12 protein-coding genes are annotated in these 10,214 nt (G+C 37.2%); 8 read left to right on the top strand and 4 right to left on the bottom strand.

Going from position 1 to position 10,214, the window contains the following annotated elements:
• Positions 1-10: 10 nt before the first annotated feature.
• The 3 genes from DSBG_RS00265 to DSBG_RS00260 are packed head-to-tail and all read left to right on the top strand — an operon-like array spanning position 11 to position 992.
• On the top strand, positions 11-418 hold the full coding sequence (locus DSBG_RS00265) for a recombinase family protein (protein WP_176716121.1): 408 nt from the start codon (positions 11-13) through the stop codon (positions 416-418).
• Between the two features lie 17 nt (positions 419-435).
• On the top strand, positions 436-627 hold the full coding sequence (locus tag DSBG_RS24265; RefSeq protein WP_176716120.1) for a recombinase zinc beta ribbon domain-containing protein: 192 nt from the start codon (positions 436-438) through the stop codon (positions 625-627).
• Entirely contained in the window at positions 624-992 is a 369-nt protein-coding gene (locus tag DSBG_RS00260; protein WP_068962226.1) for a hypothetical protein, read from the top strand. The genes DSBG_RS24265 and DSBG_RS00260 overlap by 4 nt, the downstream gene beginning before the upstream one ends.
• Positions 993-1,182: 190 nt before the next feature.
• On the opposite strand, the gene DSBG_RS00255 is transcribed toward DSBG_RS00260, so the two are convergent.
• The 4 genes from DSBG_RS00255 to DSBG_RS00240 form a co-directional block, all read right to left on the bottom strand.
• Positions 1,183-1,509, bottom strand: a complete 327-nt coding sequence (locus DSBG_RS00255) for a YnfA family protein (RefSeq protein ID WP_068962225.1) — start codon at positions 1,507-1,509, stop codon at positions 1,183-1,185.
• 91 nt (positions 1,510-1,600) lie between these two features.
• A complete protein-coding gene (locus DSBG_RS00250; RefSeq protein ID WP_068962224.1) occupies positions 1,601-4,339 on the bottom strand; it encodes a UPF0182 family membrane protein in 2,739 nt (912 codons plus the stop codon).
• Between the two features lie 160 nt (positions 4,340-4,499).
• Positions 4,500-5,717 carry a cation:proton antiporter gene (locus DSBG_RS00245; RefSeq protein ID WP_068962223.1) on the bottom strand — a complete coding sequence of 406 codons (1,218 nt, stop codon included), beginning with the start codon at positions 5,715-5,717 and terminating at the stop codon, positions 4,500-4,502.
• 2 nt (positions 5,718-5,719) lie between these two features.
• Positions 5,720-6,217, bottom strand: a complete 498-nt coding sequence (locus DSBG_RS00240; protein WP_068962222.1) for a cation:proton antiporter regulatory subunit — start codon at positions 6,215-6,217, stop codon at positions 5,720-5,722.
• Positions 6,218-6,429: 212 nt separating this feature from the next.
• Here DSBG_RS00240 and DSBG_RS24260 point away from each other — a divergent pair, with 212 nt between their 5' ends.
• The 5 genes from DSBG_RS24260 (at position 6,430) to DSBG_RS00220 (ending at position 10,117) form a co-directional block, all read left to right on the top strand.
• A complete protein-coding gene (locus DSBG_RS24260; protein WP_083236645.1) occupies positions 6,430-6,552 on the top strand; it encodes a DUF2179 domain-containing protein in 123 nt (40 codons plus the stop codon).
• A 127-nt stretch (positions 6,553-6,679) separates the two neighbouring features.
• Positions 6,680-7,147 (top strand): ion channel, encoded by a 468-nt coding sequence (locus tag DSBG_RS00235; protein ID WP_068962221.1) that lies wholly within the window; start codon positions 6,680-6,682, stop codon positions 7,145-7,147.
• 328 nt (positions 7,148-7,475) lie between these two features.
• A complete protein-coding gene (locus DSBG_RS00230) occupies positions 7,476-8,072 on the top strand; it encodes a hypothetical protein (protein ID WP_141694205.1) in 597 nt (198 codons plus the stop codon).
• Positions 8,073-8,325: 253 nt separating this feature from the next.
• Positions 8,326-8,700, top strand: coding sequence for a hypothetical protein (locus DSBG_RS00225; protein ID WP_068962219.1), 375 nt, complete (start codon positions 8,326-8,328; stop codon positions 8,698-8,700).
• Between the two features lie 364 nt (positions 8,701-9,064).
• Complete coding sequence (locus DSBG_RS00220) at positions 9,065-10,117, top strand: helix-turn-helix domain-containing protein (RefSeq protein ID WP_068962218.1); 1,053 nt, start codon at positions 9,065-9,067, stop codon at positions 10,115-10,117.
• Positions 10,118-10,214: the final 97 nt, after the last annotated feature.

The raw sequence follows: 10,214 nt of genomic DNA, 5'->3' as shown, positions 1-10,214 counted from the left end.
AGATGATCAGATGAAGAATCGGATAAAACAACAGGGCAATCGGGTTTGGATATATTGCAGAGTAGCTCACCCGGATGACATGGCTTTAAAGTTTCAACAGGAGCAGATGGCAGAATATGCGAGGAAACAAGGCTGGGAGGTCGTTGGCATTACTGCCGAACAGGGAAGTGGCTTGGATTTTAACCGTAAGGGCTTAAAAGAGGTTATGGAAGTGGTAAAAGCTGGACGGGTAGACATAGTGCTGGCAAAAAGTGTTTGCCGGATTGGACGCGACATGTGTAGGATTATGGCGTGTGTGGATGAGATGGACGAATATGGAGTTAAGTTGATGACTGCCGATAACGGCGAGCTTAATTTTAAACCGCTAAGAGCTGTTATATACTGCCGCGTAGGTCCGGAAGAGCAATTGAGATTATAATAGCAAATATCCTTTTAGTGGCAAAGTGTTTTTGTGGGAACATTTTTAAAAGAAGGTATTGGAATAGCAAGAATACTTTAAGGAAAGTTGTATGGCAATGTAAAACCTACATATCGGATGGTAAGGATGTTTGTGGACTCAAGGCCGTCGATGAGAATGTTTTGATGGATGGCTTTATGAAAACAGGCAGAGCTTTATCAAGACGATGACCGCGAATATTGAAATGATCATTTTGCAAAGGCCAAACATAAGAGAGACCGAAGCCTTGGATCAACGGATTGAAGAGTTAAAGAATGAGTTAAAGAGGCTTATCCGGTTTCAGGTGAATAATAACATTGATCCTGAGGTCTATAATGAGGAATACAAAAGTCTATCTGAAGAACTGGGTGAAGTACGAAAGAAAAGGTTGGAGCAGGATAAGGTAATCGAATCAAAGGATGTGATGAAACAAAGGTTTGACGAAATCCTAGAGACGATAAACAGCAGGGATTCACTGCTACCAGAATTTAATGAAGAAATATTTAATGCGTTGGTCAGAAATAGAAATTCTCACACAAGCGCATTTTGTTTTTGAATTGAAGAGCGGGTTGAGGGGAGAAGAAATAGGGGAGTAAAAATCACAAAACTTATTTTCAACTTCAAATTCAATTCTTTATAGTTCTTCGCCAATTAATATATCCCTTCTGAGCCCGATAATGAAGGTTATGAAAAGTAGTAGTTCTTCCCGAGGAACTACTACGAACTGTGTGGATAATAGTTGAGAATTACTGGCGTGGAGCCCATAAAATTATGGAAACACCGACCAGACAAATGACAGCTCCTATCCAATCGTATGTATCAGGAATTTTTTTATCAATTCCCCATCCCCATAAAACTGCTAAAATTATAAAAACTCCTCCATAGGCTGCATAAGTCCTACCAAAGCTCGGGAACTTTTGCAAGGTTGGTATGATACCGTAAAGAACTAGGATTAATCCCCCTAAAATTCCATACCAAAGGGGTCGCGCTTCCCTAAGCCAAAGCCAAACTAAATAACCGCCTCCTATTTCGGCTAAACCTGCGAGGATAAATAGAAAAATTGCAGCAACCAAATAAATTTTCTCTCCTTTTATCAAACTCTAAATACAATGATAATTCGGCTCCACTTCACTAAAACCTTCCTGTGCTTATACGGACTGGGTCTTATCCGTTCGAACTTCCTTTAATCTGACTCTCTATACTATCTAAAATAGAACGAAATTGGTTGATTTGTTCAATCATAGAATTAATAGTTTCATCCTTAGTTGAACTAGGTATTACACTACCCGGTAATGTCTGAACGATTGGTAGAGTACCTTGTCCCAGCGTAGTAGGTTGCGGAGCATTTTCCCCGAAAATCTCGACCAACGCTTGCCCTAAATTTTCGGCCATAACCAATCGATCTTGATAAGCTAAAATAACTCTTTTTATTTCTGGAATACTGCCATTTTTATCTGATTGCATGTAGATAGGCTCGACATAAAGGAAATTACCGCCTAATGGAAAAGCCAAAAGATTTCCTCTAATGATGCTTGAGCCTTTTTGATCCCATAATGAAAGTTGTTTGGATATCTCCGGGTCTTGATCAATCCGGGACTCTATCTGCAATGGCCCATCAATTTCTGTATTTTTTGGTAACTTATAGAGCAGCAATTGTCCGTACTTATCTCCATCCATCCGTGCAGCTAACCAAGAAACCATATTGTTGCGAGTATTCGTCGTGCTAGAGGCAGGTGTAAATGGAAGCATGAGCACAAATTCAGGCTTATCTTCTCCGGGAATCTTCATGATGGTGTAATAAGGGTCGACATTTTGAGGTTTATCTAAATAGAGTTCTTTGGCGATATCCCAGGCATCTTCCTTATTATAGAAAACAGAGGGGTTCGTCATATGAAAGGTTTTAAGCATATTACTTTGAACGGTAAAAAGTGTTTCAGGGTAACGGAGGTGGCTCTTTAAGCTAGCTGGCATGCTGGCGATGTCCTTAAAGACCCCCGGGAAAATTTTGATGTAAGTCGCTAAAATCGGATCATTGGTATCAACAGCATAGAAATCTACCGTTCCATCGTATGCATCCACGACAACCTTTACAGTATTACGAATATAGTTAAAGTTTTGATCACTATATTTACTGGCATAAGGTAATTGAGCTGAGGTAGTGTAAGCATCCATAATCCATTTTAACTGTCCATTGTCAATGACTAAATAGGGATCAGCATCATATGTCAGAAAAGGTGCTAACTTTTGAACCCTTTCTTTGATATTACGGTTTATCAATAGACGACTCTGTGAATTAACTTCATTTGCAAAGTATAATCTGATGGTTCCATGGTGTAATGAAATCATTAGTTTATTAAGTGGAGTGAGCATAATTCCTGTACTTCCCTGATAATTATTTTCAGAATTGGTATTGCCGAGCGGATAATCAAATTCCTTCACGGATGTATTTACGACGACCCAGTCATTTGTTAATTCTCCATAATAAATTCGAGGCTCCTTAATTTTTAGTTCATCAAAATCTGTCACCGATGGTACATCTTTGATCGCAAACGAAGGTAACCCTTCCGAGGTAACCGCATTGGCGAAAGAGGCAGATACGCCAAATCCGTGAGTATATTTAAAGCGGGTATTGACAAAGGTTTTGGCTTTAGGATCTAAATCATTAGAAGATAATTCGCGTGCGGAAAGCATGACTTGGCGATAGTCCTTATTGATTGTATAACGGTCAATATCAATATCATTGAATTTATAATATAAACGAATTCCTTGTTTCTGATTATACGTTTGTAACATCGGTCGAGGGTCATTCAAACGAATATTATTAAGTGTTTCTTGATTGGATTTTAAACTATCAACAGTTAGAACACTGTCGCCCGGGTAATCTTGCTCTTGAATCTTATCAAGGCCATACCCAAAACGTGTCAAGGCAATTTCGTTTTGGATATACGGTGCTTCCTTAGCTAATTCGTTAGGTATTACAATGAAAGACTGGATTAGAGAAGGATAAATACCGTAAAGCAAGATCCCCAAGACGAAGATTCCAGTCACGGGTAAAGTCAATAAACGTACTTCCCTTATTATTATGCCTGACCAAGAAAGCAAAAACCCTAGAATACTAAGGACGATAAGAATTATTAAAACAGGGAGATTAGCGTTTAGATCCGTATACCCTGCACCAACGACATGACCATGGACTGAATATAACATTTGAAAAATGTCTAAGAAATAGCCGAAAGCTTTAAAAACAAAAAGTATGCCAATTAATAAGGCTAAATGTCGACGTGCGGCCATGCCAATCTCCACAGCCTTCGATTCCCAAAGTTTAAGAGAACGGAAGCGTAAGATACCGGTAACAAGATAAAAAAGTCCAGTAAATAAGGTCAGTAGAAATAGCGGCCCGAAAAAGGCATTATATAATGTTTGTAAAAAGGGTAATTTGAAGAAATAGAAGGACAGTTCTTTACCGAAGATTGGATCAACTTTCCCAAAAGGTGTAGCATTCACAAAAGTTAACACTTCCAACCAACCAGTAAATCCAGCAACAAAGCTTACTGAAAAACTGATTACTGCAGATAAAATTACTAGCCATATCGTCACTTTCTTTTGGTTTAGACTTAAAACCTGACGATCCATGTTTTGGACAAGATGAAGATTACTACTTAAACGGTGATTGACAAAAGTAACAATGGCATGGCGAACAGACAAGAGTATCGATACTATAAAAGCAAATAAAATTGTTCCGTTAACAGTTTGAATGAGCCATTTGCTCAAAAGAGGTGTCCAAAATAGTTGTGAATAACCAAGATCTCTAAACCAAAGCCAATCTTCATAAAAGCCACTTGAAGCGGACAATATAGCGATAAGTACGAACAAGCCGATAATAAATTTTCCGTAACGAAGCAAGATAATTCCTCCTAGACTAAATATTTAACCTATATCCAAATAATTTTTATATTCTGCCTACGGAAAGGATATACCTTCATTCATTTTTGGTTTATAGGTTATAGTTAAAAACTACGATATTAAGAGGCCACTTTATTATTCAAAACACATTGACCTCTTTTTAATTCCTTAACTTTCTCTTATCCGGAAGCTTCGGCCATCTCAGCAATGGCCTTAATCGGTTATAGACCCAACGTGATTCCTTCGTCAAAAGCGGCCCTAGTATGGCGAGAATGAGAACATACAAGGCGGCAAACGGTTGCAATGAAGTCATTAATCCGCCTGCTTTCGCAAGAGTGGCTAAAATAATAGAAAATTCACCCCGCGAAATAATAGTTAGACCAATATTAAGTGAGGCTCTGTAGGAGAGGCTTGCTTTCCTCCCGGCCCAAACACCCGACACAATATTGCCTAAAAGAGTTAAAAGGACAGCAGCTAGGGCAGGCCAAACTGCCCCACCCAAGCCAAAAGGATCAATGCTTAGACCAAAACTAAAGAAGAAAAGGGCACCAAAGAAATCTCTAAAGGAAACAATTAGATGCTCTATGCGTTCGGAATGTTCTGTTTCTGCCAGTACCAGACCAATTAGTAAAGCTCCGATGGCTTCAGCAATGTGCAGAGTTTCGGAAAAACCCGCTACCAAAACTAAAATAGCAAAGATTACAAGCATAAAAGTTTCGTCGGAAGGAATATCCAACCAACGGTCTAGTTTTGGAACTAACTTATGCCCTAAAAATAGAAAACCACCGATAAATGAAAGGGCTATTAGTGCGCTTAATATTATCTCTGAAATGGAAGTGGAACCGGCAAGAACTAGGCCGGAAACCACAGAAAAATAAATAGCCACGAAGACATCTTGAAACATCATCAAACCCAAAATGATCTCCGTTTCATCATTCGCCGCCCTTTTTAAATCAACAATTACTTTCGCCACGATTGCACTGGAAGAAATAGTCATAATACCTGCCACAACAAGTATTTCTTTAATCGGCCAACCCAGCAGTAAAGGGAATAGAATAGCTATCGCCAAGTTAATAACCATATAAATTGTCCCGGTTCTAATTATGGATGGCCCTGCAGTCAGAAGACGTCTAATAGAAAACTCCAACCCTAGGGAAAACAGGAGAAACAGCACACCTAAACGTCCCATGAAGTCAATTAACGGGGCGCTTTGAATAAATCTAAAGTCAAAGACGCCGATGTGAGGTGCCTGTGGGCCAACTATCATGCCGGTCAGAATTAGAATTGGTACAATAGAAATTCTGAGTTTACCTGCCAGAATTCCTGCACCTGCAATTAAAGCTAGTGCAAGTCCTATTTCCAGTATCAAGTGCTCCATTACTAAATACTCCCATGAGATAATAGATGCTTACACGCTTTAACCTGGTTCTTTTCGCCAAGAATTACAACCGTAGCGCCATTTCGAAAAGCCGCCTGGGGACCGGGATTGACTGTTTTACTCTGATCATGGTCTACTATCGCAATAACTGTCCCACCGGTAGCCTTGCGAATACACATATTCCCGATGGTTTTTCCAATAGCATACGCTTCAGGCTCAAGTTTGTACCATTCTATAAGCATATCGCCAAAGGCAACGTCCACGGTCTCTAATGTTTTAGGTCGATATGTCATCCCTCCGATTATAGCAGCTATTACCCGCGATTCTTCGTCATCCAAGGTTACCATTGAGATAGAAGTATCTGGGTCCTCATGGTAATAATGATAAATCTCCCTTCGTCCATCATCATGTACCACGACCACGATCTTATCTCCGCTGCGTGTTAGAAGTTGAAATTTCTTGCCAATACCCGGTAAATCTATTTCTTTAATTAATTTCATGTTATTAACCTCCATTAGTTACTCTAACAAAAAAGGAAGCAGTAATTTATTAAAAGTATGTAGTTTCTAGGTCCGCGCTTGTTGAAGATCAAGGTTATATTATATAGTATTAATTTTATTCATTACTGCTCTCATTAGCCTATACAATTCTGATTTCCCTGTCAACAATTATTGGTATCATAGTTTGCCCAACAAACTTGGGTAAAACCCATATGGATTGCTTAGGTAGAAATGTTACTTTCCTAGAGGGTAGAGGAGGATATTCTGGAGAGTCAAAAGGGGTGTTATGTTCTGTAATCAACCGACTACCATCCATGATGTTCACGAGGGATTGAAGTTAAATTAAAGAAGCGTGCAATTCATTAGAGTGTGATATAATGAAAAATAATTTTAGTCCATATGTAAGCAATCCCTTCGTGTCTTGACAAGCGGGGGCATTTACAATGAGTTTGGAGGTATTTTATGAAATCTAATGAAATTTTAAGTAATATCCTTTTTTTCAATTTAATAGTATTAGTTACTATTATAGGAGATTTCTTTAAGAATTTCTTACCCCTCTCTTTTATAATTATTTTAATAGCATATTTTTTTCTAAGTTTAGGTCTTTTGACTTATGAGATAATACAAAAACAAATTAAATTACTTTTCCCAAAAATTATTTTATTAAGCACTATCGTAGTTATGGGGTATGCTGATTTCTATTTTAAACTATCAAGAAGTTATTCCTACATATTTAAAGACAATATGATTCTATCAGCGATTGATAGCATATATTTCAGTATTACAACCTTTACAACTACAGGTTTTGGGGATATATATCCAATATCACACAGTGCGAAAATGTTCGTTGCAAGTGAAACGATTTTTGGATATATTTTAAGCACGTTCATTATGGCTATCCTAGTAATAAAGTTTATGGATGAAAAGTGAACCAACCAAGAAGCGGCGTCGACTAAGTTATATATGGATAAATAAAGCGGCGACAGAATTATGTCCGTGTGTTTTTCTTAAAAGCTATGTTGCTAAATCTAAAGACCCTAATATTCACACTGTTTTACAACGGGCACTTTATGTCTTAAGAACGGGTAGAAACCATGGGCATTTTTAAAATGACTTTGACAAAGTCTACCACAGCAAAAAAAAAGCACCCAATCCAACAGCTCTCATTGCTGACAGCAGGTCTGCCCAGTGTATTATTTCAGGGTTTCCCAACTCACCACGAATTCTTGAAGAAGCTGTACGGGCTAAGGTTTCCATAGTGTACATTAATAGACAAGAGATAAACTCGTACATCTCAAACCTGAGAGATGAATTGAGTCGTCTTTCTTCCCTAAAACCTAAAATTGTAGATAACTTTGATGAGCTTCAAGTTGAGCTTGATGAAACAGAGAAGCAAATCGATTTAATATCTAACAAAGTTAATGAAGCTAGAAGAAAGCTAAACATGGAAGATGCAAGTATAAAAAGCCTTAGAGAGAGTTTAGATACTATCAAGATTGACATAGCTAATAATAAAGACGCCGCAAGGCTAAAGAACCTTGGAGCAGACATCGGGTCTGAAATAATAAAGGGTATTTGCCCTGTTTGCAATCAGGCAATTGCTGATACACTTTTACCTTTGGCCAATGAATTTCATATAATGAGCATTGATGAAAATATAAAGCATCTAGTTGCTCAGAAAGAAATGTTTGAATTTGCACTGAACGGCCATTCCAAAGCTAAAGAGGAATTAAAGAATTCAATTTCTTATTTTGAGGGGAGTTTGTTTACCCTCAGAAGATTAGCTCTTTCTTTAAGAAGCGATCTTTATGCGGTAGACGAGGAATTATCCGAATCTATTGTCTATAAAACTTGAGTTAGCTAACGAGATACAATAATTAGAGAAATTCCAAAATACTGTTAATGATTCTCTTGAAAAACTTACGGAGCTTTCAGAACGTTGGAGAAAATACTTAGACGAGAAGGCGCAACTTCCTAAAGAAAAATTTACATTAGAAGACAAGGGAAAGTTAAGTTCATTTGAGAGTAATTTTAAGAATGATCTTAGAATATATGGATATAAAAGTGTCTCGAATATAGATGATATATCTATTTCACGAGATACTTATTTGCCTGTAATCAATAATTTCGATATGAAATTTGATTCATCAGCTAGTGATAATATTCGAGCTATTTGGGCCTTTACGATGGCTTTGCTTCAAACATCAAATACCCATCTTGGAAATCATCCAGGCATCTTGATATTTGATGAGCCTGATCAGCACAGTATCGTGATATCGAATATGAAGGCATTCTTCAAAGGAATAATTGACGTTGAAGGTTGGAAGCAGGTCATTATCGGTATAACAATAAAGGATACGGATACGAGAATTGCGATCGAAAGCTTGGATGTCAAAAGTTACAACATGATAAAAATAATCGAAAAGGCATTTACCCCGATAATCAAAGTTCCCCCTTCAAATGACGCTGATGATCAATCGTAGCTATTGTTTTTATAATTGAGAGTAATGCTTAGGAAACAAAAATGGGAATTATATATTGTTGACCAATAGAAAAACTATTGAAAGAGACAGATTGTGAAATTCTACAGAAGACCGATGTTAGTATACAGTTGCAGATAGAATCAAGAAACTAAACCGCCGATTGAGGTGCTGGGTAGCAACTAAGTCGGCGATTTTTTTTCATCAGTGACGATATTTTGTTCATAGAAATAAAGGTGTTTTAAATTACAATGTAAAGTAGAGCTTATAAAAGATAGAATGTAATGAATTTTGACGACTAATTTGACATCTTTATTACCCATATTATTCGTGTTAAAATTTTAATGACGAAGATGGAGGTGTTTTTATGAATCTGACAGAGCAACAACAAAATGCTATTAAGTTGCACATTCAAGAAAAAGAGGTTATCGAAAAGCTCTTTGATTACTTGTCTCGACATGAAATAGTAGGCGAAGAAATATTTCCTTATTTAGGTGAAAAATTCTCGGATTTGAGTGATCGCTATACCTACCGTCCTGTGTCGAAAGATACGTTCATTAGGAGACTGCCTTTTTATTGTTATAAACCTGATTTAAATGAGGGCTGTATAGGAAACCTTTCACAATATGTGAATGGAATCATAAGCAAGCACATGACAGGTCAATCTGAACATGATTTTGATAATTGGCTCGAAAAAATGTATTGTACGCTTGAAACAATGCTATATGACTTGAATCTTGATGTTAAGACTATTTTTGAATATCCTATTGAACAAACAGGATATTGTTCGAGAACAGATATTTTATTTGAATGGGCGCATTATTTAGAATTGACAAAGAAGTTTGATATTCAAAAAAAAACTCCTGAACATCTGATTGTGGATTATAATTTATTACTTGAACGCGCAAATCTTCTACCGATTATTTATGAGCTAACAGAACAGTTTATTGGAGAATATATAAGTAGATCGGGAAACATTTTTAGAATGGAAGGTACTTTTCCATGTGATAGAAATGGACAGCCTATATTACGATGGATTGGTGTAACTATCAAGAATGCGAAAAAAATTTGGGCAGTTGTTGACAAAAAACTTAAGGGCACTCTTTTTGTTGAGGCAACGCCAAAAACAGCAATTTGGGGATTAAATTGTTGGGGTACAAATGATGATGGAACTGATGCTTGGTATGATCTTTATATTGCTCCACTACTTATGGAGTTTGACTTCATAGCATTGAAAGATATTAGGAAGCGCGAAAAACTTACTCAGCAACAAGTTGCTGATGCAATCGGCGCTGCGGTAAGAACATATCAAAAATGGGAAAGTGGCGATACGACACCAGACTGTCATTATCTACTGAGATTGATGAATGTACTTGATATTCGGGAAATAAATGAACTTACAAAATTGATTGAGCGATAAAAAACCTTCAAAAATCATCATGGGATAATTAATTGAAGGTCATCTGTTTTTTTATGTAAGAGTTGACACAGGCTAATGATAGAGTTACAGAAGACAT

Source organism: Desulfosporosinus cupriresistens, from assembly GCF_001707885.1.
Classification (GTDB): Bacteria; Bacillota; Desulfitobacteriia; order Desulfitobacteriales; family Desulfitobacteriaceae; genus Desulfosporosinus.
This window is presented reverse-complemented; position numbering and strand designations above follow the sequence as displayed.

What these genes read in the sequence shown, in the direction of transcription:
- DSBG_RS00265 (WP_176716121.1), top strand. Translation starts at nt 11, where the DNA reads ATGAAGAATCGGATAAAACAACAGGGCAATCGGGTTTGGATATATTGC.
- DSBG_RS00260 (WP_068962226.1), top strand. Translation starts at nt 624, where the DNA reads ATGACCGCGAATATTGAAATGATCATTTTGCAAAGGCCAAACATAAGA.
- DSBG_RS00245 (WP_068962223.1), bottom strand. Translation starts at nt 5,717, where the DNA reads ATGGAGCACTTGATACTGGAAATAGGACTTGCACTAGCTTTAATTGCA.
- DSBG_RS00240 (WP_068962222.1), bottom strand. Translation starts at nt 6,217, where the DNA reads ATGAAATTAATTAAAGAAATAGATTTACCGGGTATTGGCAAGAAATTT.
- DSBG_RS24260 (WP_083236645.1), top strand. Translation starts at nt 6,430, where the DNA reads ATGGATTGCTTAGGTAGAAATGTTACTTTCCTAGAGGGTAGAGGAGGA.
- DSBG_RS00235 (WP_068962221.1), top strand. Translation starts at nt 6,680, where the DNA reads ATGAAATCTAATGAAATTTTAAGTAATATCCTTTTTTTCAATTTAATA.
- DSBG_RS00220 (WP_068962218.1), top strand. Translation starts at nt 9,065, where the DNA reads ATGAATCTGACAGAGCAACAACAAAATGCTATTAAGTTGCACATTCAA.